This is a genomic window from Pedobacter sp. T50_32 (assembly GCF_057652195.1).
Genome location: NZ_JBYFBY010000001.1, coordinates 224,665 through 250,630 on the forward strand (window position 1 = coordinate 224,665; position 25,966 = coordinate 250,630).

Annotated in this window: 26 protein-coding genes and 1 pseudogene; 14 read left to right on the top strand and 13 right to left on the bottom strand. The window is 37.7% G+C overall.

What is annotated here, in order from left to right; all coding sequences use genetic code 11:
* The first annotated feature begins 129 nt into the window (after nt 1–129).
* The 4 genes and pseudogenes from AC23ME_RS00965 to bla all read left to right on the top strand — a co-directional run bounded on the left by AC23ME_RS00965 (nt 130) and on the right by bla (nt 3,356).
* On the top strand, nt 130–1,017 hold the full coding sequence (locus AC23ME_RS00965; protein ID WP_487725880.1) for a hypothetical protein: 888 nt from the start codon (nt 130–132) through the stop codon (nt 1,015–1,017).
* A gap of 176 nt (nt 1,018–1,193) precedes the next feature.
* Complete coding sequence (locus tag AC23ME_RS00970; protein ID WP_487725881.1) at nt 1,194–2,012, top strand: alpha/beta hydrolase; 819 nt, start codon at nt 1,194–1,196, stop codon at nt 2,010–2,012.
* Nucleotides 2,013–2,186: 174 nt separating this feature from the next.
* Nucleotides 2,187–2,450 (top strand): annotated as a pseudogene (locus AC23ME_RS00975) (GyrI-like domain-containing protein); the annotation flags it as partial.
* Nucleotides 2,451–2,603: 153 nt separating this feature from the next.
* Nucleotides 2,604–3,356, top strand: a complete 753-nt coding sequence (gene bla, locus AC23ME_RS00980) for a subclass B1 metallo-beta-lactamase (protein ID WP_487725882.1) — start codon at nt 2,604–2,606, stop codon at nt 3,354–3,356.
* Between the two features lie 7 nt (nt 3,357–3,363).
* On the opposite strand, the gene AC23ME_RS00985 is transcribed toward bla, so the two are convergent.
* Together AC23ME_RS00985 and AC23ME_RS00990 are read right to left on the bottom strand one after the other, a co-directional pair.
* Entirely contained in the window at nt 3,364–3,813 is a 450-nt protein-coding gene (locus AC23ME_RS00985; RefSeq protein WP_487725883.1) for a VOC family protein, read from the bottom strand.
* 326 nt (nt 3,814–4,139) lie between these two features.
* Nucleotides 4,140–4,955 (bottom strand): alpha/beta hydrolase, encoded by an 816-nt coding sequence (locus tag AC23ME_RS00990; RefSeq protein ID WP_487726731.1) that lies wholly within the window; start codon nt 4,953–4,955, stop codon nt 4,140–4,142.
* A gap of 132 nt (nt 4,956–5,087) precedes the next feature.
* On the opposite strand from AC23ME_RS00990, the gene AC23ME_RS00995 reads away from it, so the two are divergent.
* The 9 genes from AC23ME_RS00995 to AC23ME_RS01035 all read left to right on the top strand — a co-directional run bounded on the left by AC23ME_RS00995 (nt 5,088) and on the right by AC23ME_RS01035 (nt 12,695).
* Nucleotides 5,088–5,792 carry an esterase family protein gene (locus AC23ME_RS00995; RefSeq protein WP_487725884.1) on the top strand — a complete coding sequence of 235 codons (705 nt, stop codon included), beginning with the start codon at nt 5,088–5,090 and terminating at the stop codon, nt 5,790–5,792.
* Between the two features lie 95 nt (nt 5,793–5,887).
* Nucleotides 5,888–6,958, top strand: coding sequence for an ATP-grasp domain-containing protein (locus tag AC23ME_RS01000; RefSeq protein WP_487725885.1), 1,071 nt, complete (start codon nt 5,888–5,890; stop codon nt 6,956–6,958).
* A gap of 24 nt (nt 6,959–6,982) precedes the next feature.
* Nucleotides 6,983–8,083 carry a carboxylate-amine ligase gene (locus tag AC23ME_RS01005; protein WP_487725886.1) on the top strand — a complete coding sequence of 367 codons (1,101 nt, stop codon included), beginning with the start codon at nt 6,983–6,985 and terminating at the stop codon, nt 8,081–8,083.
* A 4-nt stretch (nt 8,084–8,087) separates the two neighbouring features.
* The gene (locus AC23ME_RS01010) at nt 8,088–8,912 is read left to right on the top strand and encodes a type 1 glutamine amidotransferase (protein ID WP_487725887.1); all 825 of its coding nucleotides are present in this window, start codon (nt 8,088–8,090) and stop codon (nt 8,910–8,912) included.
* Nucleotides 8,913–9,051: 139 nt separating this feature from the next.
* On the top strand, nt 9,052–10,236 hold the full coding sequence (locus AC23ME_RS01015; protein WP_487725888.1) for a hypothetical protein: 1,185 nt from the start codon (nt 9,052–9,054) through the stop codon (nt 10,234–10,236).
* Between the two features lie 149 nt (nt 10,237–10,385).
* Nucleotides 10,386–10,547 carry a FeoB-associated Cys-rich membrane protein gene (locus tag AC23ME_RS01020; protein WP_487725889.1) on the top strand — a complete coding sequence of 54 codons (162 nt, stop codon included), beginning with the start codon at nt 10,386–10,388 and terminating at the stop codon, nt 10,545–10,547.
* 3 nt (nt 10,548–10,550) lie between these two features.
* Nucleotides 10,551–11,138, top strand: coding sequence for a Crp/Fnr family transcriptional regulator (locus tag AC23ME_RS01025; RefSeq protein WP_487725890.1), 588 nt, complete (start codon nt 10,551–10,553; stop codon nt 11,136–11,138).
* 136 nt (nt 11,139–11,274) lie between these two features.
* On the top strand, nt 11,275–11,805 hold the full coding sequence (locus AC23ME_RS01030; RefSeq protein WP_487725891.1) for a YceI family protein: 531 nt from the start codon (nt 11,275–11,277) through the stop codon (nt 11,803–11,805).
* A gap of 17 nt (nt 11,806–11,822) precedes the next feature.
* Nucleotides 11,823–12,695: a pirin family protein gene (locus AC23ME_RS01035; protein ID WP_487725892.1), complete on the top strand. Its 873-nt coding sequence runs from the start codon at nt 11,823–11,825 to the stop codon at nt 12,693–12,695.
* A gap of 62 nt (nt 12,696–12,757) precedes the next feature.
* Here the strand turns inward: AC23ME_RS01035 and ispF are convergent, their stop codons facing one another.
* Nucleotides 12,758–13,240, bottom strand: coding sequence for a 2-C-methyl-D-erythritol 2,4-cyclodiphosphate synthase (gene ispF / locus AC23ME_RS01040; protein WP_487725893.1), 483 nt, complete (start codon nt 13,238–13,240; stop codon nt 12,758–12,760).
* Nucleotides 13,241–13,248: 8 nt separating this feature from the next.
* Nucleotides 13,249–14,421 (bottom strand): type IX secretion system outer membrane channel protein PorV, encoded by a 1,173-nt coding sequence (porV, locus tag AC23ME_RS01045; RefSeq protein ID WP_487725894.1) that lies wholly within the window; start codon nt 14,419–14,421, stop codon nt 13,249–13,251.
* Nucleotides 14,422–14,863: 442 nt separating this feature from the next.
* On the opposite strand from porV, the gene AC23ME_RS01050 reads away from it, so the two are divergent.
* Nucleotides 14,864–16,435: an SUMF1/EgtB/PvdO family nonheme iron enzyme gene (locus AC23ME_RS01050; protein WP_487725895.1), complete on the top strand. Its 1,572-nt coding sequence runs from the start codon at nt 14,864–14,866 to the stop codon at nt 16,433–16,435.
* Between the two features lie 66 nt (nt 16,436–16,501).
* On the opposite strand, the gene AC23ME_RS01055 is transcribed toward AC23ME_RS01050, so the two are convergent.
* From AC23ME_RS01055 to nuoL, 9 genes are all read right to left on the bottom strand, one after another.
* A complete protein-coding gene (locus tag AC23ME_RS01055) occupies nt 16,502–17,002 on the bottom strand; it encodes an acyl-CoA carboxylase biotin carboxyl carrier protein subunit (RefSeq protein WP_487725896.1) in 501 nt (166 codons plus the stop codon).
* A 6-nt stretch (nt 17,003–17,008) separates the two neighbouring features.
* Nucleotides 17,009–17,593: a DUF4159 domain-containing protein gene (locus tag AC23ME_RS01060; RefSeq protein ID WP_487725897.1), complete on the bottom strand. Its 585-nt coding sequence runs from the start codon at nt 17,591–17,593 to the stop codon at nt 17,009–17,011.
* A 109-nt stretch (nt 17,594–17,702) separates the two neighbouring features.
* Nucleotides 17,703–18,410, bottom strand: a complete 708-nt coding sequence (locus AC23ME_RS01065) for a 16S rRNA (uracil(1498)-N(3))-methyltransferase (RefSeq protein ID WP_487725898.1) — start codon at nt 18,408–18,410, stop codon at nt 17,703–17,705.
* 104 nt (nt 18,411–18,514) lie between these two features.
* Nucleotides 18,515–19,834, bottom strand: coding sequence for a hemolysin family protein (locus AC23ME_RS01070; RefSeq protein WP_487726732.1), 1,320 nt, complete (start codon nt 19,832–19,834; stop codon nt 18,515–18,517).
* Between the two features lie 108 nt (nt 19,835–19,942).
* Nucleotides 19,943–20,485: an inorganic diphosphatase gene (locus AC23ME_RS01075; RefSeq protein WP_487725899.1), complete on the bottom strand. Its 543-nt coding sequence runs from the start codon at nt 20,483–20,485 to the stop codon at nt 19,943–19,945.
* Nucleotides 20,478–21,149 carry a DedA family protein gene (locus AC23ME_RS01080; RefSeq protein ID WP_487725900.1) on the bottom strand — a complete coding sequence of 224 codons (672 nt, stop codon included), beginning with the start codon at nt 21,147–21,149 and terminating at the stop codon, nt 20,478–20,480. The genes AC23ME_RS01075 and AC23ME_RS01080 overlap by 8 nt, the downstream gene beginning before the upstream one ends.
* A gap of 47 nt (nt 21,150–21,196) precedes the next feature.
* On the bottom strand, nt 21,197–22,570 hold the full coding sequence (locus AC23ME_RS01085; protein WP_487725901.1) for an NADH-quinone oxidoreductase subunit N: 1,374 nt from the start codon (nt 22,568–22,570) through the stop codon (nt 21,197–21,199).
* A 2-nt stretch (nt 22,571–22,572) separates the two neighbouring features.
* The gene (locus tag AC23ME_RS01090) at nt 22,573–24,039 is read right to left on the bottom strand and encodes a complex I subunit 4 family protein (protein ID WP_487725902.1); all 1,467 of its coding nucleotides are present in this window, start codon (nt 24,037–24,039) and stop codon (nt 22,573–22,575) included.
* A gap of 20 nt (nt 24,040–24,059) precedes the next feature.
* Nucleotides 24,060–25,958, bottom strand: coding sequence for an NADH-quinone oxidoreductase subunit L (gene nuoL, locus AC23ME_RS01095; RefSeq protein WP_487726733.1), 1,899 nt, complete (start codon nt 25,956–25,958; stop codon nt 24,060–24,062).
* Nucleotides 25,959–25,966 lie beyond the last annotated feature (8 nt).

Sequence of the window (25,966 nt, forward strand, 5' to 3'; positions counted from 1 at the left end):
GGGCTGACGTACAACCTTGAAGCTTTGTACTTCTAATGAACTTTAGTAATAAATTGAAACTTTGTGATCCGAAACCCGCCCGAACGCAAAGCCCCAAAACGTTATAGGGCATTTTAGGACGACAGTCAAATGAAAGAAAAACTGATCAAAATAATATTACCATTCATTTTCATATCGACAAGCTTTCTGTTGACATATTCTTTTTTCTATTGGCTTGTGTTTATTCGATTAAAGCTTTTTGACCTTAATGATAACATTTTTGGTTTCTTTGTTCCAATAATTATTTCATCAGCTTTAATTTGGTTTTATTTCAGAAAAAAACTTCGGTTGTTAGACACGACAGGCAAACATCGTGAGTTTACACTTTTCATATCTTGGATTTTATTGACCGCACCGATTTTGACTTTCCAATTTTATGTTGACAGAGAAACTGGAGAATTAACGCACTTAACAAGTGTAGACGAAATTTTGACCAATAAACCGACAATGTATTATTCAATCGAAAGTTCATCACAGCATAAAAACAGAAGTGGCTTATTTGTCACAAAAGGTTATCCCGACAGAGGAAACGAAGTAGGAATTGGATGTTACTATGCTTGTCCCTTAACAAATAAAGACGACAGCATTTATGATAAAAATATTTGGATAGGAACTATGTTTGGTGATAAATTCAGCAATAGATTATTTGACAACAAAGAGAAACAGGCGAAATTAATATCAAAATTTATTGACTCATCAGTAGCACTTTACGACAAGTATGAATACAAAACGACATTATTAAAACGCCTTACAAATTCAGACGAAAGAAATTATTACTTGAAAGCGATACAGCAAACCAATTTATCATTTGACAATGAGAACTTAATAATTCTGAGAGAAGAAACCGGAAATTATCAATCAAGAGCAGGGACAAGTTTGTGGTGGACAGTATTTTTCGTAATAACTTCAAACTTAGTTTGGACACTCTTGACAATATTTACAAAACTAAAAATCAACGGAAAGAAAAACGCCCTATAACAAGGGTTTTGCTATAGTGGGGCGAAACTGCAACGTTCAACAGTTGTTCTTCGGTTCAACTTTTGTACAAAATTGAAACTTTGTGCTCCGAAACCCGCCCGAACGCAAAGCCCCAAAACGTTGTGCGTCAGCTTAAAACGACGGCGTACAAATATAAACAGACAAAAACAGAAAATATGAAATTCATTTATTACAACCTATTTTTTATACTTGTAACATTGACAAGTTGCTCAAATACATCACAACCAAACGACCCAATTCCAGAACACGAAACCTTTAAAATTCAATCTAAACAAGTTGGAGAAGAAAGAATAATCAACGTTTGGACACCTGAAAATTATAAAGCAAGTAAAGACTCTTTGCCAGTAATGTATATGGCAGATGGTGGAATAAAAGAAGACTTTCCTCACATTGCAAATACATTGGCTAAACTGATTAAAGAAAAGAAAATAAAACCTTTAATACTTGTAGGAATTGAAAACACTCAAAGAAGAAGAGATTTGACAAGCTTTACAGAAGTAGCAAAAGACAAAGAAATTGCACCAGTTGTTGGCGGTTCAGAAAAATTTAGAGCCTTTATAAAAGAAGAACTTTTTCCTGAAATTGACAAACGATACAGAACAACGACTGAAAAAAGTATAATTGGAGAATCTGCATCAGGACTTTTTTTAATGGAAACTTTCTTCTTGACACCTGAAATGTTTGACAATTATATCGCTTTTGACCCTTCACTTTGGTGGAATAATCATTATTTAGTGAGAACCGCAAAAGAGCGTTTAGCAAAATTTCCATCAACTGAAAAACGAATTTGGTTTGCTGGTTCAAATGCAGAAGATGTTTCACCTTTTACAAAAGAACTAGCTGAAATCTTGAGTACTGAAAACAGAACAAACATAAAATGGAAATTTTCTGACGAGCCGAAAGAAAAGCACACGACAATTTTCAGAGCAACAAAAGAAAAAGCGATTACTTGGACACTTAACAAAACTGAATAAAAAGCCGAACGCACAACAGCAGTTTGGCAAAATGGCGGGTTCAGTGCTAAATTCAACGGCAGTTCTTCGATTGAGCTTTTGTGCAAAATTGAAGATTCGTGCTTCGATTGCCCCACCATCGCAAAGCCCCAAAACGTTAGCATCCTATAAGTAAACAAACGCAATAGGTATTACACCACTATTATCGGTTTACCAGTAAGTTCATTAGCAAACATTCCAGAAGGATTTGTTGGCTTAACGATTGAAACCGACATCTACCAGAAATTTGTTTCGAAGGGTAAAATGCCCGAAGCCGTTGTTAATACCTGGTTAGAAATATGGGGCAATGAAGATTTAAATGCAAAGCGAGCTTACAAAGCAGATTTCACCATACACGGTAAAAAATATTACGATGGAGATCAGGCAGAAGTAGAGACCTTTATTTCTGTAAAAGAATAACATTTCCGAATTGGAAAAAATAGGCGAGAACCTAGTTATTGCACTTTGTTCTCGCTCTTTTTCTATAGCACTTTAGCATATTTCTACGACGAAAAGGATATTCTTTGCTAACTTTATAATCCAAAAAATTCCAATTCCAATTCCAATTCCAATATGAAAAACACTCGTCAATTTCTAGTCATAGCTCTTTTATCTTTTGTAGTTATCAATTGTAGTGCTCAACATATATTCAAACCTAAAGTAGTTTACAAATCCGATGATTTAATCGTTACCCAAATTTCAGCAAACGCTTTTGAACACACTTCCTATCTTCAAACCCAAGATTTTGGTAAAGTTCCGTGCAATGGATTAATTGCTAAAAACGGCAACGAAGTCGTTATTTTCGACACACCTACCAACAACAAAAGCGCCGACCGGCTAATAGAATGGATAAACAATAAACTGAATTGCCGTATCAATGCGGTTATTGCAACTCATTTTCACGACGACTGCCTCGGCGGCTTAAATTCCTTTCACCAGAAAAACATTGCATCTTATGCCTATTTCAAAACCATTGAATTTGCTAAAGCAAAAAGTTTCACTGTCCCGAAAAACAGTTTTAGCAAACCACTTATGCTAAAATTAGGCAAAGCACAAGTTACAGCTACGTTTTTTGGAGAGGGACACACCAAAGATAATGTGATAGGCTATTTCCCTAGTGAAGACATTATGTTTGGTGGATGTTTAATCAAAGAATTAAATGCTACCAAAGGTTTTCTTGGCGATGCAAACGTTGCTGCTTGGTCTACGACGGTAGAAAAGGTGAAAAAAGATTATCCCAACGTTAAACTTATCATTCCAGGACATGGCGAACGTGGCGATGCTAAATTGTTAGATTATACCATCAACTTGTTCAAGAAACCATAAACAAAGCCTATCGTAATGCTAACCATTTTTCGTAGCTAAGGACGCCCAATTCTGATTTTCCTTCTCCTTCTAGCATAGCGATAAATTCTAATTCGTGCCCATCTGGATCTTTAAAGTAAATTGCAATAGCTGGCATCCAAGCAAACACCATCGGTTCTTCATTACCGTCTTTAAGGAAATTGTAAGGCTGTAAGTTTCGTTCCTTCAAGAAAGTCACGGATTTGTTCAGCACATCATCTACACCACACCCAAAAGCAAAATGACGGATATCAATCTCATTCTTTGGCTTTTCCCACAAGCCTAACATTGCCCCTTTGGGCTCGCCAATCCAAAAGAAGGCTACCCTGCGAACTTCGTTGTAACCGCAGTCGATTAAGCCCAATACATTTTTATAGAAATCGATAGACCTTTCTAAGTCTTCAACGAAAATATGCGTTTCAAATAATCCTTTAATCATTTGGTGAAGTTACGCTAGCGTTAGGTGTAAAGAAAATCACTTCTTTCAATCAGGACATCAAGAAAATCTATGTAAATTTTAAAAGGGTGCCACAGGTGTGCAGCTATTCGTTTAATAAAAAAAGTTGAATTAACTAAATCTTAGTTACCATAAAAAGAAACGGGGACTTAGCATACCGCCTTGTCCCCGCCATCTAAATTAACGCTCTCGAATATATAAACTCGTAAACTTTTAGTTTATTGTATAGGTATTGTATTTTTTCGAATTTTTATTGAAGCTTTAGTCTTTCGACTTTAGTTCCTACGCTCAACTTTCAGCGTTCAAAATCATTTCCCAAAAGCCCACTCCAAAAACTTCGGAAAAGCCTTACCCCAAGTAGGTACATCATGCTTACCTCCTACCATTTCGTAGTAAAAAACTTCCGATGGACGCTGGTAACCTTTGTTCACTAATTCCTTTACTACATCAATGGTGTCGTCAATAGAATCGATAATAAAATTCTGGTTACGGTCTGCTTTTTCATCTTCGGTACCGGTCATTAGCCAGAACTTAAGATCTGGTTTGGTAGCTGTTTCCCTCACCATTTCATGTAAAATTCGGTCATCATCGGTATAGCCATCACTCAAATCCTTTTTACGCCACCAAAACGAGCCAGAAAAAACCCCAACCAGATCAAAAACCGCACTGTTATGCCAAGCAACGTCAAAAGCCGTCAATCCTCCCAAAGAAAAACCTGCAAATGCCTTTTTACCATTAATATTGATCCCTGTTTCCTTCTTTATAAAAGGTAGCAACTCGTTAATTACAAAACTGGTATGAAGATGTGCCTTGCTTCCGCGATTTTTAAAATCTGGCCTATGGGCAACGCCATACTCTAATAAACGTTCTTCATTAGCTTTAATACCCACCAAAATAATAGGCTCTATTTTCCACTTTGTGTACAAAGATGAAAGCGATTGCTCAATTTCCATTTGGGCTAAATCTTGCCCATCGTTTACCAAAAGTAGGTTCACAATTTCATTTCCCAACAAATTTTCGGGCACATAGATATCTACATCAACGCTTCGCTGAAGAAATTTAGATTTTATTTGATAGGTAGTTTTAATAACAGAGGTATTATGTTCGAGAAGAAAATCTTCAATTCTGAAGCAAAGTTATCAATATCCTAAAAAGAGGCAAATCTATAGCTGCTTTTTACTTGTTAAAATATTTATCAGATATTTTTGTCGTTGAGAATGATTTACTTAACTTAAGTCGTCTAAAACATTATGCCAATGAGAGAAGAACTACATAAATGGTACAGCCCAAGTTTAAATAAAGATATAGAAACGCTCGTTTTCGGGCATAGCGGTCTTCCGGTCGTCTTATTTCCAACAAGTATGGGCCGTTATTATGAAAACAAAGATTTTAAGCTAATTGATTCCGTACAAAACTTCATCAACGAAGGTAAAATCAAAATCTATTGCCCAGATAGCATCGATTCGTTGAGCTGGTATAATAAAAATATCCACCCGGCAGAAAGAGTAAGAAATCATATTTGGTACGATAAATTTTTGCTGGAAGAATTGCTCCCATTAGCTAAAGCCGAGACGGGAAGAGATAAGGTAGTAACTGCCGGATGCAGTTTTGGTGGTTACCATGCTGCAAATTTTGCCTTTCGCCACCCTTGGGCGGTTAGCCATTTGTTCAGTATGAGCGGCGCTTTTGATATCAGAAGCCAATTAGATGGATTTTACAACGATGATGTTTACTTTAACAACCCTGTAGACTACCTACCTAACAACATAAATCCCGAACTTTGGCAATTGAAAATTGTTTTGGGAACATCGGATAGAGACATCTGCAGACCAGACAATGAAAACCTTTCTGGCATTTTGCATCAAAAAGGAATTCAGCATTGGCTGGATATTAGACCAAATGCCGACCATGATTGGCCAATTTGGAGAGACATGTTCCCAGAATACATTTATCAGCTGTAGTCGAAATGACTAAATGAGAAAATTTTGAATGATTAAATATCAGCCCATATCAACCTTCAAACATTACAACAACAATAAAAAAACATAATATACCAATGAAAAAAATAGGAATTTTATTTGGCCAAGAGCGTTCATTTCCGCAAGCTTTCGTAGATAGAGTAAACCAAAAAGCAGTTAAAGGAGTTACTGCAGAATTTGTAAAAATTGATAAAGTTTTTCAAGCAGAAAAACCAGATTATGCAGTAATTATTGACCGTATTTCGCAAGATGTACCATTTTACCGTGCTTACTTAAAAAATGCAGCAATGGGCGGTACAGCAGTAATTAACAACCCATTCTGGTGGAGCGCCGATGAGAAGTTCTTTAACAACGCATTAGCAGAAAACATTGGTGTACCTGTACCTAAAACGGCCCTAATTCCATCGAGAGAACATCCGGATGATACAACGGACAAATCATTTAGCAATTTAGTAATGCCTTTTGATTGGGATGCAATTTTTGAATACACTGGTTTCCCAGCATACATGAAACCTTTTGATGGCGGCGGCTGGAAAGAAGTTTACAAGTTACGCAGCAAAGAAGAATTCTTCGAAAAGCACAGCGAAACCAAACAAACAGTAATGATGCTGCAAGAGGAAATCATTTTTGATGAATACTTTAGATGCTACTGCATTGGTGGCAAACATGTGCGTATTATGCAGTACGAACCGCGTAACCCACATCATTTACGTTATGTGGTTGATGGCCCTAAACCTAGCGCCGAACTTTTAAAAACCATTGAAGAATATACCTTAAAACTGAACCAATATTTAGGTTACGATTTCAACACAGTAGAATTTGCTGTACGTAATGGCGTGCCTATTGCTATCGATTTCTGCAATCCTGCTCCAGATGCTGGCGTAGAAAGTGTTGGTGAAGAGAACTTTGAATGGGTAGTAGAAACTGCTGCTAATTATGCCATTGAGAAAGCATTGGCACAGGAGTTTGGCAAAGACAACCTAACTTGGGGTAATTATGTAAAATCTGGCGCTGCTGGAACTCCACTTGTTGCTAAAGCTGTAAAAGCCGCAGCTAAGCCTGCTGCAAAACCTGTGGTTGCTAAAGAAAAACCAGCGGCGAAACCAAAAGCAGCAGCAAAAGCTCCTACCAAAAAATCAACCAAATAAAACAACGCTAAACCTAAACCACCTATGAACGAATTCACCTTAGGGATTGAAGAAGAATACATGATCGTTGACCCTGTAACAAGGGAATTAACCTCTCATGACCAGAAAATTGTCGAGGCGGCACAGAAAATCCACAAAGACCAAGTGAAGGCAGAAATGCACCAAGCTGTGGTGGAAGTGGGAACTGGCATCTGCAAAAACACCGACCAAGCTAGGGAAGAAATATCCCAACTGCGAAGAACGGTGGCCGAATTGGCTGGAGAACAAGGTTTGCGTATCGGTGCTGCAGGCACCCACCCCTTCTCACACTGGGAAAAACAGTTGATTACGGAGCATCCTCGCTATAGTGAAATTGTAAACGAGCTACAAGAAGCGGCTAGATCCAATTTAATTTTTGGATTACACGTCCATGTAGGCTTCCAATCGAGAGAGCTGGCAATACATATCGCCAATCAGGTGCGCTACTTTTTGCCTCACGTTTTTGCACTTTCAACCAATTCTCCGTTTTGGGAAGGTAGAAATACAGGCTACAAATCGTTTCGTACCAAGGTTTTCGATAAGTTTCCACGTACCGGTATTCCTGATATTTTTAATAGTATTGAAGATTACGACAATTATGTGAAGCTGTTGATCAAAACCAACTGTATCGATAATGCGAAAAAAATCTGGTGGGATATCAGGGTACATCCTTTCTTCGAAACCATTGAATTTAGAGTGTGCGATTGCCCAATGCTAATTGATGAAACAATGGCTTTTACTGCCTTATTTCAAGCATTATGTGCTAAATTGTACAAACTACGTTTACAGAATTTGAATTTCATTTCTTACAGCAGAGCACTCATCAACGAGAACAAGTGGAGGGCAGCTCGTTATGGAATTGACGGAAATTTGATAGACTTTGGCAAGGAAATGGAAGTAAATTGCCGAAATTTGGTGCTCGAATTGCTAGACTTTGTAGATGATGTGGTAGATGAGTTAGGCAGCAGAAAAGAAATTGAGTATGTGCAAACGATCTTGGCTAATGGCACCGGAGCCGACAGACAGCTAGCAGTTTACGAACAAACCAAAAGTTACGAATCAGTAGTAGACTACATTACTACGCAAACATTAATTGGTGCTAAATAAAAAAATGAACGATATTAACATAAAGGTGGCCGTTATAGATATGAATAACGGGTTCCCTAATCAGGGAATGAGGGGTATACAAGAGATTTTACACCGATACAAAATTTACAATCAGCTTAACTTAACAGTAGATATTTTCGACATTAGGCAAAAGGGCGAAGTGCCAGACTTAAGCTACAATATCTACATTTCGAGTGGTGGTCCAGGCAATCCTTACGATGGAGAAGGACAGAAATGGGAAACAGATTTTTTTGATTTATTAGATAGAATCGATGATTTTAATTTGAGCAATAACGACAAAAAACACGTTTTCTTGATTTGTCATTCTTTCCAATTAGGTTGCAGGAAATATGGATTGGGTGAAGTAACACAGCGTAAATCAAACGCATTTGGCATTTTTCCAATTACCTTAACTCAAGCTGGAGAAAATGAACGTGTTTTCGAAGGCCTTTACAACCCATTCTTTTCTGTAGACAGTAGAGACTGGCAAGTGGTACAGCCCAACGAAAGTGTTTTCAAAAAAATGGGAGCTAAATTATTGGCAATAGAAAAAGAGCGTCCGCATGTAGATTTAGAACGATGTATGATGGCTATTCGTTTTTCGCCTTACATGATCGGCACACAATTTCATCCAGAGGCAGACCCAATTGGTATGAAAATGTATCTTTTGCTAGAAGAGAAGAAAGAATTGATCATTAAAAACCACGGCAAAGAAAAGTACGAAGACATGATTGATAGCCTAGAAAATCCGGATAGAATTATGCTTACACAAAGTGTGATTTTACCGAATTTCCTAGATGAGGCTATTAATGCGCTACAAGCGGTTTAGTTCTACCGCTCATTTTACGTCATTCCCGCAAAAGCGGGAATCTTAAAGCGAATTATATTTATTTCTTTAGGATTCCCAATCGAGTTGGGAATGACGACAATAGGAATGTCAATACTAGATTACAAAAAATTCATCTACCATGATCAACAACCACCGACAAGCCTTTAACGTTAATTTCAGCCAAGAAAAATACCAAAGCTTTCTAGAACAACTAAGCGAAGGTTATCCCGAAATTACTTTTAGGGTGGCAGAATCTCCTATTTTCATTTCCGAAGATTTAAAGCAGAAACTAATTGCCGCTGGCGATGAAATTATAGCACTAATTAAACAAGATAATTTTAAGGAACTCACTCAAAATGCAATTCCGAAAGAATGGACTGTACCTAATGAGAACAAGCAACCTCACTTTTTAACCTTCGACTTCGGTCTTTGTAAAGATGAAAATGGAGAAGTCTCACCAATGTTAATTGAGATGCAAGGCTTTCCTTCATTGTATGGCTTCCAAACACATCTGGCTAAACAATATAAATCTGTTTATGATCTAGATCCTCAACTTACACCTTTTTTTAGCGGCTTAACAGAAGATACTTACTTTGATTTATTAACGAAAGTTATTGTTGGCAAACATCAGCCTCACGAAGTAGTATTAATGGATATTGATGCACTAAACCAAAAAACAGCAATCGACTTCTTTGTTACAGCAAATAAAATCGGCATTAAAATTCTCCCATTAGAAGGCATCAAAAAGGAAGGAAATCAGTTGTTTTACATGCAAGGCGAAGAAAAAGTTCAAATCAAAAGAATTTATAATCGTTTAATTTTTGATGAAATAGCTGATAATACATCTGTTTTCGAAAACAGTTTCGATCCTCGGGAAGAATTAAATGTAGAATGGATCACGCATCCAAATTGGTTTTATCGCATCAGCAAATACACTATGCCTTTTTTGAGCGGCAAATTCGTTCCAGAAACTAGGTTTTTAAACGAAGTGGAAGCAATTCCATCAGACTTAGAAAATTACGTACTTAAACCACTTTTTTCGTTTGCGGGCATGGGTGTAATCATCGATGTTAAAGAAAACGATATTACATCAATAAAAGATCCAGAAAATTGGATTTTACAACGCAAGGTAACTTACGAACCTGTGGTGCAAGCTCCCGATGGCGGCGTGAAAGCTGAAATTCGTTTAATGTATTTGTGGCCAGATGGCGGAGAACCTCAGCTTTGCATTAACTTGGCTCGTTTAAGTCGTGGTAAAATGATTGGCGTTCGTTACAATGCCGATTTTGATTGGGTTGGCGGAACAGTTGGACTGATGGAATAACCGGTGTCATCCTGAGCCCGTCGAAGGATTTATATGGTCTTCGACAAGCTCAGACTAACACCGTTTCAATTGTTAAACCCACATTTTTCTTTTACAATCTGTCAACAATTAAACAACTTAGCTATATCACAATACCCTATCTTTGTAGTATGGATATCCAATTCGTTTTAATGATTGTGGTTTTCGCTCTTGCATTAATTTATGTAGGTCGAATTATCTATCGCAGTGTTGCAGCGAAGAAAGACTCATGTGCAACTGGCTGTGGCAAATGCAGTGCAGATTTCAGCAAAATCCCTGACACTAAATCTTAATTGATGTTAGAGAAATTCCAATCTTATCTAAAAGAGCGTTTGTCAATTACCGACGAGCAGGCAATAGAAGCCACGAGTTGCCTTAAAAGTAAAAGCTTTAAAAAAGGAACCATCTTATTAAGCCCTGGAGATCTACGTTCGGAAAACTATTTTATTAATGATGGTTTGCTGCGTTACTTCTCCATAGATGAAAAAGGAAAAGAGCATATTTTACAGTTTGCACCAGAAAATTGGATGATTTCAGACCGTAACAGTTCTGTTTTTAATGAGCCTTCCATCTTTTTTATTGATGCCATAGAGAACACCGAAGTCCTTGTTGTTCCCAATCATTTCTTTGCAGATATTCAAAAACTTCTACCTCATATTTTAGAATTAAATATTTTGATGCTGCATAATTCCATCCGCTTTATGCAGAAGCGCATCAATATGCTTTTATCCGCAACTGCGGAAGAACGTTACCTAGACTTCATTAAATTATACCCAAATTTAACTTTACGCGTACCACAATGGATGATTGCATCTTATTTAGGCATCACTCCAGAATCTTTAAGCAGGGTACGTAAAGACCTTGCTAAAAAGCATTTCAAGTAGCGAGGTGCTATTGGTGAACTAATGAACAATTGAACCAATAAGCCAAATTCATTACTTAACATACATCAACGTTTAGTTAAACAGCTAGCCATACCTTTGTGTTATAAATATTAAAGAACACAAAACTTAAAATACTATGGCAACTACTAAATGGGCTTTAGACCCTACCCACAGCGAATTACAGTTTAAGGTAAAGCATTTAATGATTACTACCGTAACTGGAAACATCAAATCTTTCAATGCAGAACTATCTTCAGAAGGTGATGATTTTACCAACGCAGATATTTCTTTCTCTGGCGAGATCAGTTCTATTGATACTGGTAATGGTGATAGAGATGGTCACTTAAAAAGCGGTGATTTCTTTGATGCAGAAAAATTCCCTGCAATTACATTCAAATCTACTAGCGTAGAAAAAGATGGTAGCGATTACATTGTTAAAGGCGATTTGACGATTAAAGATGTAACCAAACCAGTAAAATTAAACGCAGAGTTTGGCGGTATCGCAACAGATCCTTGGGGAAACACTAAAGCTGGCTTTACTTTAAGCGGAAAAATTAACCGTACAGAATTTGGCTTAACATGGAACGCGGCTTTGGAAACTGGCGGTGTAATGGTAAGTGAAGAAGTAAAAATCTTAGGCGAACTACAATTCGTTAAACAGGCATAATTAGAAAGGAGGCTACCATGCCTACATTAAAAAAAGTTGCTGCTATTCTAAATCCACCTGCGCCTCACATGGTTGGAGATGGGTTTAGAGTGCACAACTTCTTCCCAAGCGGACACAAGATTAAAATGGATCCGTTTTACTTACTCGATTACAACGCAAAAATCGAGTTTTCGCCAACAAATAAACTCAGGGGTGTTGGCGTTCACCCGCACCGTGGATTTGAAACCGTAACCATTGCTTATCACGGCGCTGTAGCACATCACGATAGTGCGGGCAATAGCGGTGTCATTTATCCGGGCGATGTGCAATGGATGACGGCTGCTAGTGGTATTTTGCACAAAGAATATCACGAAGAAAATTTCAGCAAAAGTGGCGGCACATTTCAAATGGTACAGCTTTGGGTAAACCTGCCAGCCAAGTTCAAAATGAGCACGCCAAAATATCAGGCTTTGCCTAATGATGGTATGGCTAAATACAATCTACCTAATGGAAACGGAGTTGTAGAGATAATTGCGGGCGAATATGAAGGCATTAAAGGTAGTGCATCTACTTTCACACCCATTGAGATGTATAACCTTAAATTAAATGCTGCTGCGAAGATTACGTTAGCTAGTCCGGCAAATTACAACACCGCCTTGATTGTGATTGAGGGAGCAATAACGGTAAATGGAATTGAAAAAGCCGCTACCAATCAAATGGTACATTTTGAACATGAAGGCTCCGAAATTGAAATTGAAGCCAACGAAAACTCAGTAGTATTACTCTTATCTGGAGAACCAATTAATGAGCCAATTGCTCAATATGGCCCGTTCCTAATGAACAAACCAGAAGAATTGCAACAAGCTATCGAAGACTATAATACTGGAAAGTTTGGGTATTTAGAGGAATAAACGTTACGAGTTATGAGTTGTGGGTTGTGGGTTTAAAATCCACAACTCGTAGCCGATAACATTTAACCAATTTTCTCTATCAAACAAACGGCATATGCAACCACGCCTTCCTCCCTACCAATAAAGCCCATCGTTTCGTTTGTAGTTGCTTTAATTGAAATATCATCTACAGAAATACCGATGGCCGCCGCAATATTTTCTTGCATCTGCGGAATGTGTGGGTTGATCTTTGGAGCCTCTAAACAAAGCATCGCATCAATATTCCCAACTTCGTAATTTTTATCCTTTAACAATTTAACGGTTTCCTTCAATAAAACTAAACTGCTAATTCCTTTCCATTGAGGATCGGTGTTTTTAAAGTGAAAACCGATATCACGCAAGTTTGCCGCACCTAGTAAAGCGTCGCAAATCGCATGAAGCAAGACATCTGCATCAGAATGACCGAATGCACCTTTGTGGTATTCCAAGTTTACACCACCAACGATAAACGGATGATTATCTTTCAGCTGATGAACATCAAAGCCGAAACCTACTTTTATACGCATTATAATTTCTACTTACCTACTTTATCAATATTCCAAGCCAACGTAAATCTCAAAGTATTGGCCAAAGGGCTATTTTGTGCATTGGCTACTAAATAAGAGAAATCTAAATTGAATACATTATACTTCAATCCGCCACCAATGGTAAAATATCTTCTATCTCCCTTATCAGGATTTTCGTAGAAATAACCAGCTCTCACAGCAAATTGTTGGTTGTAGGTATATTCGATACCCGTTGAAATGCCAACTTCCTTAAGTTCTTCTTTAAAGCCACCTGGCGCATCACCAAATGAGCCTAATATGCCAGAAGGTACTGAGCGGAACGGATCTTTTCCGGCAACAATTTCTCCGTTGATATCTCTAATTGGATCTGTTGGCACCATCAGTTTATTGAAATCTAATGCAAACGTGAATTGATTGTAGTCATCGATTATAAAGGTAGACGCACCACCCAATTTCATATTTGCGGGTAAAAATCTTCTATTTTGAGTTTCAGCATAACTCATTTTCGTACCGATGTTTGATAAGTTCAAACCTGCAGACAAGATCGCATCTTTTCCAAACAAAACTGTGGGCTTTTTGAAAAATGCGGATACGTCTACAGCCACTGCCATACCAGGCTTTTGTTGACTGCCGCCAACTTGGGCTGAAGTAAGGTTAGAACGAATGAAACGTGCAGAAGTTCCTAAAGAGAAATTCTCACCAAATCTACGTGAATAAGTGGCATCAAAAGCTAATTCATTAGGATTAAAAGTGCCTTCAGTGCCACCTTGATCATTTGTTAGCGAAATATCGCCCAAAGAGAAATACCTTAACGAAGCTCCAATTACTGTTCTGTCGTCTACTTGATAAAAACCACTCAAATAAGCCAAGTTAATATCAGGTACTAAATTTGCTAGCCAAGGACTATAAGACAAACTTACACCGTAAGGTTTATCTAAGAAAGCCAATTTAGCAGGGTTAATGCTCATTGCATTTCCATCTGGCATTACCGCTACTCCTGCTTCGCCCATGGCGCCAGCTCTTGCATCAGGAGTAATTAATAAGAAAGGAACATCTGGATAAACGCCATTTGTTTGACGGGTGCTGCTTCCTGTGGTTGTTTGAGCAGAAACATCTCGCTTTATAAATACGAAAAAAGGCAACAGCAATAAGGCTCTACTCAAGTAGTTTAATTTCATCATAAAATAGTTAATCTGCGCAATTTAATATAGAGTTTGGTAATTTCAAAGAAGTATTCCTTACGTTACAACCTTGATGCTTGCCTAACGTAAAAATCTAAAAAATATTGTTCCCCAAATTACCAGCTACATCACGTTTTGCTATTTAATTGCATGACTGGTTCTTCAGCACTAAAAAAATTATTAAAAGTCGCAGAAACAAACAGTTTTAAGCCTATGCAACTCCCAAAACAGGGAAAATATTCTACACGAACAATATTTAAAAAGATACTAACAATATTATAGATATTTGCACGTTTACTAGCTTTAAACGAGAAAGTTCCAATTTGGTTTACGCATTTTTCAGTACTCCTTTTTTGAATGTTTTTTATTGGATAAAAAAGATTTTTTTATTTCTCGTTCTTTTTTTGTGTAATTTTAACGACTAAAGTGCAATTTGCAATATATGAATAGATTTTACTTATACGCATTAGCGTCATTTATCGGTGTAGGGGCATTAAGCTCTTGCGGTGGCTCTAAAAAAGGCAGTGCAGTTTCCGAAAAAACTGGCTACGCTTACAACAAAAGAGAAAACGGCGGTTTTGAAGTAAAAAAGGACTTTAAGAGAGGTCCCGGACCAGGCTTAATTGAAATTGAGGGTGGTGAATTTATTATGGGCGGCAGTGCGGTTGAAATTCCTGGACAGGACATGAGCACCTACAACCATAAAAGACAAGTTACCGTAAGTTCGTTCTACATGGATGAAACTGAGGTTTCTAACACAGATTGGCTAGAGTATTTGCACTGGATAAAAACAACCTTTAAAGGAAAGACTGAACTTGCACAATATTATTACGAGGCGCTTCCTGATACATTGGTATGGAGAAGACCTTTGTCATACAACGAACCTTACGTAAACAACTATTTGAGACATCCAGCTTACGGAGACTACCCAGTTGTTGGAGTAACTTGGCAACAAGCTACCGATTATGCTGTTTGGCGTACAGATAGAGTAAACGAGTTTATTCTTAGAGAAAAAGGTATCATGACCCCTTTCAAAGAGTTGAATAAACCTACAGCGAAAGGCGGCACTCCAGTAAAAAAATCAGACACTGTATTTAACACAGATATTTATTTAAACGGCCAAATTAAAGATTTAGGCAAGAAAGCTCCTCTTGATTTAAGTGCTGATGCAGCTGCAGGTGGCGGCAAAGGTAAAGCCTTAAGAAACGTGAGATTGGAAGACGGTGAGATTTTCCAACCTTACCGTTTACCAACTGAAGCAGAGTGGGAATATGCTGCTTTGGGCTTAATTGGAAATACACAATACGCTAACATCAACGAGAAAAAAGTATATCCTTGGAATGGTTTAGGCATTACCTCTCCTAGAAAATCTACCAGAGGGATGATTTTGGCCAACTTTAAACGTGGCAAGGGTGATTATATGGGTGTTGGAGGTTCTTTAAATGATAAGGCTGGTATTACATCTGAAGTGAAAAGCTTTACACCAAATGATTTCGGACTTTACAACATGGCTGGAAACGTAAATGAGTGGGTGAACGACGTTTATCGTCCTAACACGTTCGAGGCAACAGAAGGCTTAAACCCATTTAGAGGTAACCAATATGCAGATAAGGAGAGAGATGCTACATCTAATGTAATCAAGATTGATGGCAAAGGCCGTCCAGTAATGAAAGCTGCTGTTTCTGGTGTGAAACAAACTTGGGCGCAGCTACAAGCTAACTATGTAGATTCTGCTTACAAAGCCGATCAACGTGGTTTTAAAGACGATGAGAAAAACTTAGGCAGCGAGGTAATCACTTTGTATAACGACAAATCAAGAGTTTACAAAGGCGGTTCATGGAACGATCAGGCAATGTGGTTAAACCCAGCTGCAAGAAGATATTTGCAAGAAGATGAATCTACAGCAGATATCGGTTTCCGTTGCGCTATGACCATGTTAGGTGCTTCTGAAGTAAAATCTGCTGGAAAAGCACAGTTTAGAAATAAACCTACTAAACCTTTCAAGGTTAAATAGTTAAATTATAGCTTAAAAAAGAAAGCCCTTTGCAAAATGCAAAGGGCTTTCTTTTTGGAATATCTTTTAAGAGAATTGGATTAAAACAGTATTCTTTTCTATTTTATCTCCTTTGGCTACTTCTATTTTTTTAACAACAGCATCTGCTGGCGCTTTAATGATATTTTCCATCTTCATTGCCTCCAGTATTACTAAGCTGTCTCCTTTCTTTACTTCATCACCTTCTTTCACCAACAGATTTAATACCAAGCCAGGCATAGGCGCTTTAATTTGCGCTACTTTGCTGGAATTTAGGTTGTCCATACCTAATCGCTTTAATAACTGATCTAGTTCAGTAGTAACCTGCACCTCATACTCAGTTCCATTAACTTTAATTTTCGCTAATTTCTCTGTCGGGTCAAAATCAACTACTTCTACATTATAAGATTGATTTTGATGGATGATGTGACTAGACCGACCACCTAGTTCAAGTGTATCTATTGTAACAGGTTGTTGATTAACCTGCAAAACTTCATTCACAATATCAATATCAAATTGTAAGTGGCTATTAACGGTTACTTTGTTCATAAGTTATTAATTGGTTAGCGCATATTGCACTAGGTTTGCACCCATTTTAAGCGCACTAGTTCTACTTTCTTGTGTATCGGAAGAATAAGTTCCGTAATCTTCCCAACCATTGCCCAGATCCGTTTCATAAGAATAATAGCAAACTACCCTTCCTTTATAAACTAAGGCGAAACCTTGCGGTCGCTTGTTATCATGTTCATGGATTTTTGGCAAGCCGTTAGAGAATTTAAACTTTTGATGGTAGATTTTGTGATTGGCTGGCAATTCGATAAAATCTAGCTCTGGGAAAACCTTCTTCATCTGTGGGCGAATAAACTTATCTAAACCATAGTTATCATCGATATGAAGAAATCCTCCGCCAATTAAATATTTACGCAAATTGGCCACCTCTTGTGCGTTAAAAGTCACATTTCCGTGCCCAGTCATGTAAACAAAAGGATAGTTAAACAACTCGGCACTACCAACATCAACAATACCTTCGTCTGCAGCAAAGTTAGTAGCGATATTTCTATTACAAAACGCAATGAGGTTAGGCAAAGCGGTTCTATTTGCATACCAATCGCCCCCACCAGCATATTTCAGTTTACCCATCTTGTAGGTTGGCGGGAAAGTAAAAGCAGAGAGGCCAAAGACGAAAGTCAAAAGCACCACAAACCTTCCAAATTGTTTAACAAAAAACTGAAAACTGAAAATCGACAAACTAATCCCTATTTAAAAAATTAACTTCAAAACAAGCCGCCAAACCAGCAGTTTCTGTACGCAGACGGGTGTTGCCTAAAGTTACTGGTTTAAATCCGCTTTGCAAAGCAAGTTCAATTTCTTTGGGAGTAAAATCGCCTTCTGGGCCTATTAAAATTAAGTATCGTTGATGCGGCTTGATGTACTGAGAAATTGCCTTTCTATCTTCTGCATCAATACAATGAGCAATCAACTTCTCACCTGCGTCGCTCTGTTTAATGAAAGCTGCAAAAGAGATTGCAGTATTAACTTTTGGATGATATGCCGTTAAAGATTGCTTAACTGCGGAAGTAACTACCTTCTCCAAGCGCTCTTCCTTAACGATTTTGCGTTCAGAGCGTTCGCAAATAATTGGTGTTATTTCGTCAATTCCTATTTCTGTTGCTTTTTCGAGAAACCACTCAATTCTATCATTGTTTTTCGTAGGTGCGATAGCAATATGAAGATGGTGATTACGTTTACCAAACTCACTTTGCTTCTCTAGTACAGTTAAATGAACTGCCTTTTTGGTTACTTCCGAAATTTCAGCGGTATACAAACCTCCCACGCCGTCTATCAAATGCACCTTATCACCTTGTTTTAGGCGAAGTACCTTATTACAATGGTTACTCTCCTCCTCATTTAAGGTGTAATTGTTAGAGGTAATATCGGGTGTATAGAATAAATGCATATATAGTTAAGCGTGTGGCGTTAGGCGAAACTAAGACTAAAGGCTGAAGACTAAAAACAACAAATACGCCTCAAAACAAATGAGCTAATGAACCAACAAACCTTCTAGTGCAAGTCGACCATATCGCTCTTATTAATTAAAATCTCAAGCTTTACGGTTTCAATATTTTGCTCTGTTTTTTTAAGGATGGTGAACAGATATCCATAACACTCCTCGTTATCGCCAACTTCTGGAATTTTACCGAAAGCATGGGATACCAAACCGCCAACAGTATCAAAATCTTCATCCTCTGGCAAATCGTGCGGTAAATATTCGTTTACGTCGTAAACAGTAGCATATGCATTTACGATAAACTCTGTATCTGTTACTTTCTCAACAATAGGTTTTTCCTCGTCGTACTCGTCCTGTATTTCACCTACAATTTCCTCTACGATATCTTCCAGGGTAACCATGCCCGCAGTACCGCCAAACTCATCTAAAACAATAGCAATTTGAATGCGCTTTTGCTGCAATTCGCTTAATAAATCATTAATTTTCTTAGTCTCGGGAACGAAATAAGGTTTTCTAATGATATCGGTTAGCGCCCATTCTTTCTGACTAGCTAACAGCGGCAGTACGTCTTTAGCGTGGATAATTCCAGTAATTTTATCAATGATTTCATCGTAAACTGGCATTCTCGAATATCCTTCTGAAATGATTTTTTCTACAACTTCATTTCTAGGCGTGTTTCTTTCAATACCTGAAATTTTTGTACGCGGTACCATGATATTTTTCACTACACGTTCATTAAAATCGAATACGTTTTTAATGAGTTCATGTTCGTTATCTTCCAGTGCGCCACTTTCCTTTCCTTGATCTAAGATATACTGTAGCTCCTCATTACTATGAATAGATTCGTGCCCACCAGAAGTATCAATGCCAAATGGTTTGAGGATAATTGCGGCCAAGCCGTTCAAAGCCCAAATAAAGGGTTTCAAAACGATATAGAAACCTTGCAATGGCGCCGCAATAAAAAGCGTTGTTGCCACAGGTCTTTGTATTGCTAAAGATTTAGGAGCAAGCTCACCAAACACAATGTGCATAATCGTAATTACCGAAAATGCAACAATAGTAGCGGCGGTGTGCAATGCTGCATCGCTAACCTCTATGCCAAAGCTATTGAACATGTTTAGAAAGATAGTGTGCATTACGCCCTCACCTACCCAACCTAAACCTAGTGAAGCTAACGTGATACCTAACTGCGTGGCCGCCAAATAGCCATCTAAATGATGAACTATGTTTTTTGCCATTTTACCAATTCTGCTGCCTGATTTGGCCTTCACTTCTATTTGAGAAGCTCTAACCTTTACAATCGCAAATTCAGCGGCTACAAAGAAACCGTTCAAAAACACCAAAAACAACGCGAATAAAACGCGTAGTCCAATCGATCCTCCATCGCTATCAGCAGGAGTAACTACTGCCAATACCGATGTTGGAAAATATGCATTTAATAGTGCCACTAGGGGCGTACCGACGGAGTAAATCATTAAGAATTATCTAAATGTATTATTATAGAGCTCAATGCTCTCATTAATCACCTTGTGCGCATATCTTACGCCCAAAAGATGTTCAATGGTAACTTGTTTATTCTCTAACGCTTTATAATCTTGAAAGAATTTTACAATTTCTTTCATAGTGTGCGGAGGCAACTCGCCCAAATCATTAATATAATTAACCGAAGGATCGTTTTTCGCTACCGCGATAATTTTATCATCCTGCTCTCCATTATCAATCATATGCATTACGCCGATAACTTTCGCTTCAATTATTGTCATTGGGTATACATCTACCGAACACAATACCAATATATCCAACGGATCTTTATCATCACAATAAGTTTGTGGAATAAAGCCATAGTTTGCTGGATACATTACTGATGAAAATAATACTCTGTCTAACTTAATTAGGTTAGAATCTTTATCTATTTCGTATTTAGCTTTTGATCCTTTTGGGATTTCTATAATTGCATTTACTGTTTCTGGTAAATTTTCACCAGGAGATACGCTGTGCCACGGATGGGTTTCCTCTTTAATCATCTTTCTTTTGAAACTCTGTTTCTTCTAAATTATTCTTATTTTTTATTTTATTCTTTACAAAGGTCATCACTAATGGAATTGTTGTTATTACAATAAACCCAAAAATGATATAACCTAAATATTCTTCAATCTGTTTGGCAAAACTTTTGCCCAAAAAATAGCCCAGCAAAGTTAAGGAACAAATCCATAAAAGTGCACCCGAAACATTATAGAGTACAAACTTCTTAAAATCCATTTTGATAATTCCGGCTACAATTGGCGCAAAGGTTCTTACTATTGGTACAAACCTTCCCATAATTAGGGCAAAAGCACCTTGCTTGCGGTAATATTCTTCTGCGGTTTTAAGAAACTTTTTCTTGAAGAAGAAGGTGTCCTTTCTCGTATGTAATACCGGTCCTGTTTTTCTTCCGAACCAATATCCTGTGAAATTTCCAGAGATAGCAGCGACGATCAAAGAGAAAACTAATACGTAAATATTTACATCTAGCTTACCTGTTGCAACGAACATTCCCGCCAAAAAGAGTAAATAATCACCTGGTAAAAAGAAACCGAAAAACAACCCCGTCTCTGCGAAAATCACAAACACAACAAGATAGAAACCGCCTTGGTGCAGCAGTTTCTCAGGATCTATGAGATGTTGTAGATGATTCCAGAATTGTTGCATAGTTCCGATTATTCGTAAAACTACAAATAAAATTCTATATCGCTATGCTATATCAAGTTTAAAATAAGCGAAGGGTAAATACCTAAAACTAAGATGACTATTGTTGAAACAACTAATACCACTTTGTACTGCATAGGCGTATCTAGCTCCACTTCTTTACCTTCCTTAAAGTAAACGGCAATAATTACTCTGAAGTAATAATAGAAACCAACCAAAGCATTTAAGATAGCAATTACAACTAGAATGATTTGATAGTTCTCCATAACGTTTAAGAACATCACATATTTACCAATGAAACCTGCTGTTAAAGGAATACCTGCCAAAGAAAGCATTGCAATAGTTAAAGCCAATGCCGCTAAAGGATTGCGTTTTGCTAAACCATCGAAAGCTTCGATATCATCACTTCCAGTTTTCTGTTTTACGTTAATTAATACCGCAAAAGCAACAATACTTGCGAAAGTATAGGCAGCAGCATAAACCAATACATTACTTGCTGAGTTTGCTGTTAACACGATTAGCGAGAACAACAAATAACCTGCGTGAGAAATACTAGAGTAAGCCAACATCCTTTTGAAGTTCTTTTGGAACAAAGCTGTGATATTTCCTACACAAAGCGTGATGATAACGATCACCAATAATGCCGGCATCCAGAAATCGTGAAGCGGTTCGAAAGCACCTGCGAACAATCTTAAGAAAGCTGCGAAACCTGCAGTTTTAACCACGGTTGACATGAAAGCTGTGATTAACGATGGAGCGCCTTCGTACACGTCTGGTGTCCAGAAGTGGAAAGGAGCAGCGCCAACTTTAAAGCACAGGCCAACCATCATCAAAATAATACCTGGGTAAAACAAAGGCGATACATTAGTAACGTTGTTTACCAGGTTTGTTTGGATCACATCAATATCAAATGAGCCCGTAGCACCGTAAACCAAAGCGATACCAAACAACAAGAAACCTGTTGAAAAAGCACCCATCAAAAAGTATTTCAACGACGCTTCGTTTGATGCAAAATTTTGCTTTCTGATGCCTGCCAATATATAAAGACATACCGACATGATTTCTAAACCAACAAATAACATTGAAAGGTTTTTATAAGAAACCATGATGATGATACCGCACAATGCAAAAAGTATCAAAGTAAAATATTCGGCTGTGTTAGGGCTGTTTTCAGCAAAATAACGTTGTGTTAAAAGGAAAATTAAGAATGTTCCTATAATTGAGATTGCTGCAAAAGCTAATGCAAAGTTATCTATTTGCATCATTTGGAAGTGAACCGTTGGTTGATCCCAAGAGCAAACAGTGAAGCCTAAAGCAACCAAAAGACCAAGCAGGGTAATAGGTAATAAAGCTTTTTTAGCTTTAAATAAACCTGTATAAAGAACTACTAAAGCCGTTACGGCAATGGTGATAATAATATTCATGCTTAGTTAATCCCTGTTAATTTATGATTAATCTGTTCCAATAAGTGTTGTACCGAAGCGTCTGAAATTTGCAATAGTGGTTTTGGATAAACACCAATTGCAATAACCAAAGCACAGATGGTATACAACACTACTTTCTCCGTTCCGTTGATATCTTTAAAGCTAGCCGTAAGTGCATTCGTTTCGCCCAGCATAATTTTCTGGTAGCTTCTTAACATGTAAACAGCTCCGAAGATAATCGTTAAACCTGCTACTGCACCTAACCAAGCATTATAGTTGTAAACGCTCATCAGCAATAAAAACTCACCAATAAATCCATTAGTTCCAGGTAAAGCAACTGTTCCTAAAAGGATGATTAAGAAAGTAATTGCTAATTGAGGAGCTACTTTAGCTAAACCGCCCAATTCATCAACTTTGTTGGTTGCTAAACGAGAGTTAATGATATCCAATACGAAAAACAAACCGATAACATTGATACCGTGACTTAACATCTGTATCATGCTACCTTGTAAGCCTTGGTGACTTAAAGTGAAAATACCTGCTGCAATTAAACCAACGTGGCTGATTGATGAATAGGCAACCAAACGTTTAGCATCTTTCTGCATGAAAGCAATGATAGCAGCATAAACCACTCCGATAATTGCCAAAATCATTACTAAACAACTCCAGTCTTGAACACCCTGAGGTGCAATTGGCAACAACCATCTGATTACACCATAAATACCCATTTTCAACATAATACCCGATAACAACATTGTTCCTGGCGTTGGTGCTGTAGTGTAGGTATCTGGCTGCCAAGTGTGGAACGGGAAAATCGGCATCTTAATAGCAAAAGCGATAAAGAAAGCCCAGAAAATCCAGCCTTGGTGCGCAGCGTCTAATTCAATTTTATAAAATTCAGCTAGCTCGAAATTGTTAGCTGGGTTTTGTAGATACAAGTAAATGATCCCCAAAAGCATGAACAAAGAACCTGCAATGGTGTATACAAAAAACTTCATGTTAACCTTGATGCGGTCTTTACCTCCCCAAGTAGCACAAATAAAGTAAATTGGAATTAAAGCAGCTTCCCATCCAATATAGAACAAGAAAGCATCTAAAGCTGTAAACACCAACAATAAACCTGTTTGCATAAATAACACTAGTGCATAAAAAGCATTCGCATTTTTATATTCATGTTTAAAGCTCGCTAGAATAATTAACGGCATTAAAACATTCGTTAATAAAACCGTAATCATGCTAATTCCATCAATTCCTGCGTGGAAGTTAATGCCTAATTGCGGTATCCAAGGGAAATTAACAACAAACTGTGTGCTTGCATCTGGAGTGAATTTACACAATAGGCCAATGGCAACCGCCAGTGAGAAAAGTGAAAAAGCTAATGCTGCTACCTTAGCTGTGTTTTGCTTGGCAAATAAAGCGGTGGCAATTGCGCCAACTAAGGGTAGAAATATGAGTATTAAAAGTTCCATTTATAATATTTGAACTAGTTTTAAGCGATAGACAAATAAGTGTATAGCATCAGTGCCACCACACCAACAACCATCATAATGATATAGTAACCAACGTTACCCGACTGCAATAATCGCAAGCTCTTGCTACCTTCATTGGCAGTCCAGCCTAAGCCGTTTACCAAACCATCAATTACTTTGTTATCGATAATTTTATAGAAGAAGTTAGAGAATGCATCCAAAGGTTTTCTGATAATGGTATCGTAAATCTCATCTAAATAGAATTTGTTGTACGATAATTTTTCTAAAGCAGTACGAGGTGCTTCATCAGCTACCGGAATATCTGCCTTTTTAACGTATTTACTGTAAGCTAAAAGTATCGCTACAATAGCAGCTAATACTGAAACGCCCATCAAAGTAAATTCTGTAGTGTGATCTAGCTCTAAATGGTTTTGCGTAACCTTTGCACCAGTTAACCAGTGTGCTAACCACTCATTTCCACCAAATACATGGGGAATGTTTAACAAACCACCAACAGCAGCTAAAATTGCCAATACCACTAAAGGAATAGTCATTGATTTTGGCGACTCGTGAATATGCTCTTCTGTGTGATGAGAACCTCTGAATTTTCCGTAAAAAGTTAGGAACATCATGCGGAACATATAGAAAGCAGTTAAAAATGCTGTCAATACACCTACACCCCAAAGTACCGGACTAAATTGATAAGCATGTGCTAAGATTTCATCCTTAGAGAAAAAACCAGAGAATGGAGGTAAACCAGCGATTGCAATGGTACCCACCATCATGGTAGCAAAAGTAGTTTTCAACTTAGCTTTTAATCCACCCATATGGCGCATATCTTGTTCGTGGTGTAAAGAGTGGATTACCGCACCAGCACCCAAGAATAACAAAGCTTTAAAGAAAGCATGAGTTAATACGTGAAAGAAAGAACCTGTATAAGCTCCAACGCCTAAGCCTAAGAACATATATCCTAATTGAGATACCGTTGAATAAGCCAATACTTTTTTAATGTCTGTTTGTGTTAAGGCAATTAACGCTGCAACTAACGCGGTTGCTGCCCCTACAATAGCGATGATATTTTGAGCGATTGGCGCTAAATCGAACACTACACTTGAACGAGCAATCATGTAAATACCTGCTGTTACCATGGTTGCTGCGTGGATTAAAGCCGAAACTGGCGTTGGTCCAGCCATTGCATCTGGCAGCCAAGTAAACAAAGGTAATTGCGCAGACTTACCACAAGCACCTATAAACAATAATATCGCAATGATCGTAATCGTATCGTTTCCTGGCAACATGTTAGCTGCTTGAGGGAATACTTTTGCAAACTCTAAACTTCCAAAAACTTGGAACATTAGGAATACCCCTAAAAGGAAGCCTAAATCACCAATACGATTCATTACAAATGCTTTTTTAGCTGCACTTGCATAACTGCTGTTGGTAAACCAGAAACCGATTAATAGGTATGAACATAAACCTACGCCTTCCCATCCAATAAACATGACGATGTAGTTTGAACCTAAAACCAAAATCAACATGAAGAAGATAAATAGGTTTAAGTAGGCGAAGAACTTTCCAAAGCCAGCATCTTCGTGCATATAGCCTGTAGAGTAAATGTGAATTAAAAAGCCAATTCCAGTGATGATCAAGAGCATAATTGCACTCAATGGATCGTATAAAAACGACAAAGGAATTTTTAAATCTCCAACACTAATCCAATCGAAGAAATTAACGGTAAACTGTTTTTCTACACTTGAATTTAATTCGAAGAAAAAACAAACGCTTAGGATAAATGAAGCTAAAACCACTCCGCTACCGATAAAACCAACGGCACCTTTGCTCAATGTATTACGGCCTAAACCGTTAATCACGAAGCCTAAAAGCGGAAGAACTGGAATTAACCAAAGTAAACTTGTAATCATTTTAT

Coding starts and splice junctions, on each gene's coding strand:
- AC23ME_RS00965 (WP_487725880.1), top strand. CDS start 130: ATGAAAGAAAAACTGATCAAAATAATATTACCATTCATTTTCATATCG.
- AC23ME_RS00970 (WP_487725881.1), top strand. CDS start 1,194: ATGAAATTCATTTATTACAACCTATTTTTTATACTTGTAACATTGACA.
- bla (WP_487725882.1), top strand. CDS start 2,604: ATGAAAAACACTCGTCAATTTCTAGTCATAGCTCTTTTATCTTTTGTA.
- AC23ME_RS00985 (WP_487725883.1), bottom strand. CDS start 3,813: ATGATTAAAGGATTATTTGAAACGCATATTTTCGTTGAAGACTTAGAA.
- AC23ME_RS00995 (WP_487725884.1), top strand. CDS start 5,088: ATGAGAGAAGAACTACATAAATGGTACAGCCCAAGTTTAAATAAAGAT.
- AC23ME_RS01000 (WP_487725885.1), top strand. CDS start 5,888: ATGAAAAAAATAGGAATTTTATTTGGCCAAGAGCGTTCATTTCCGCAA.
- AC23ME_RS01005 (WP_487725886.1), top strand. CDS start 6,983: ATGAACGAATTCACCTTAGGGATTGAAGAAGAATACATGATCGTTGAC.
- AC23ME_RS01010 (WP_487725887.1), top strand. CDS start 8,088: ATGAACGATATTAACATAAAGGTGGCCGTTATAGATATGAATAACGGG.
- AC23ME_RS01015 (WP_487725888.1), top strand. CDS start 9,052: ATGATCAACAACCACCGACAAGCCTTTAACGTTAATTTCAGCCAAGAA.
- AC23ME_RS01020 (WP_487725889.1), top strand. CDS start 10,386: ATGGATATCCAATTCGTTTTAATGATTGTGGTTTTCGCTCTTGCATTA.
- AC23ME_RS01025 (WP_487725890.1), top strand. CDS start 10,551: ATGTTAGAGAAATTCCAATCTTATCTAAAAGAGCGTTTGTCAATTACC.
- AC23ME_RS01030 (WP_487725891.1), top strand. CDS start 11,275: ATGGCAACTACTAAATGGGCTTTAGACCCTACCCACAGCGAATTACAG.
- AC23ME_RS01035 (WP_487725892.1), top strand. CDS start 11,823: ATGCCTACATTAAAAAAAGTTGCTGCTATTCTAAATCCACCTGCGCCT.
- ispF (WP_487725893.1), bottom strand. CDS start 13,240: ATGCGTATAAAAGTAGGTTTCGGCTTTGATGTTCATCAGCTGAAAGAT.
- porV (WP_487725894.1), bottom strand. CDS start 14,421: ATGATGAAATTAAACTACTTGAGTAGAGCCTTATTGCTGTTGCCTTTT.
- AC23ME_RS01050 (WP_487725895.1), top strand. CDS start 14,864: ATGAATAGATTTTACTTATACGCATTAGCGTCATTTATCGGTGTAGGG.
- AC23ME_RS01055 (WP_487725896.1), bottom strand. CDS start 17,002: ATGAACAAAGTAACCGTTAATAGCCACTTACAATTTGATATTGATATT.
- AC23ME_RS01060 (WP_487725897.1), bottom strand. CDS start 17,593: ATGGGTAAACTGAAATATGCTGGTGGGGGCGATTGGTATGCAAATAGA.
- AC23ME_RS01065 (WP_487725898.1), bottom strand. CDS start 18,410: ATGCATTTATTCTATACACCCGATATTACCTCTAACAATTACACCTTA.
- AC23ME_RS01075 (WP_487725899.1), bottom strand. CDS start 20,485: ATGATTAAAGAGGAAACCCATCCGTGGCACAGCGTATCTCCTGGTGAA.
- AC23ME_RS01080 (WP_487725900.1), bottom strand. CDS start 21,149: ATGCAACAATTCTGGAATCATCTACAACATCTCATAGATCCTGAGAAA.
- AC23ME_RS01085 (WP_487725901.1), bottom strand. CDS start 22,570: ATGAATATTATTATCACCATTGCCGTAACGGCTTTAGTAGTTCTTTAT.
- AC23ME_RS01090 (WP_487725902.1), bottom strand. CDS start 24,039: ATGGAACTTTTAATACTCATATTTCTACCCTTAGTTGGCGCAATTGCC.